1 protein-coding gene is annotated in these 638 nt (G+C 64.7%); it reads left to right on the top strand.

Annotated features, from left to right (window positions below; genetic code table 11):
• Positions 1-638: 3-hydroxybutyrate dehydrogenase (locus CFB46_RS35000; protein ID WP_089502511.1), on the top strand; the 638-nt coding region annotated here is incomplete at both ends.

A 638-nucleotide genomic window follows, 5' to 3' on the forward strand; every position in this document is an offset into this window, starting at 1 on the left:
GACCTGAACCAGGACGGCGCGAACGCGGTCGCCGACGAGATCAACAAGGCAGGCGGCAAGGCGATCGGCGTCGCGATGGACGTGACCAGCGAGGAAGCCGTGAACAGCGGCATCGACAAGGTGGCCGAAGCGTTCGGCTCGGTCGACATCCTCGTGTCGAACGCCGGCATCCAGATCGTCAACCCGATCGAGAACTATTCGTTCTCCGACTGGAAGAAGATGCAGGCGATCCACGTGGACGGCGCGTTCCTGACGACGAAGGCCGCGCTCAAGCACATGTACAAGGACGATCGCGGCGGCGTCGTGATCTACATGGGCTCGGTGCACTCGCACGAAGCGTCGCCGCTGAAATCGGCGTACGTGACGGCCAAGCACGGGCTGCTGGGCCTGGCGCGCGTGCTGGCGAAGGAAGGCGCGAAGCACAACGTGCGCTCGCACGTCGTGTGTCCGGGCTTCGTGCGCACGCCGCTGGTCGACAAGCAGATTCCGGAGCAGGCGAAGGAGCTCGGGATCAGCGAAGAGGAAGTGATCAAGAAGGTGATGCTCGGCAACACGGTCGACGGCGTGTTCACGACGGTGCAGGACGTCGCGCAGACGGTGCTGTTCCTGTCGGCATTCCCGAGCGCCGCGCTCACGGG

It is taken from the genome of Burkholderia sp. HI2761 (assembly GCF_002223355.1).
GTDB lineage: Bacteria > Pseudomonadota > Gammaproteobacteria > Burkholderiales > Burkholderiaceae > Burkholderia.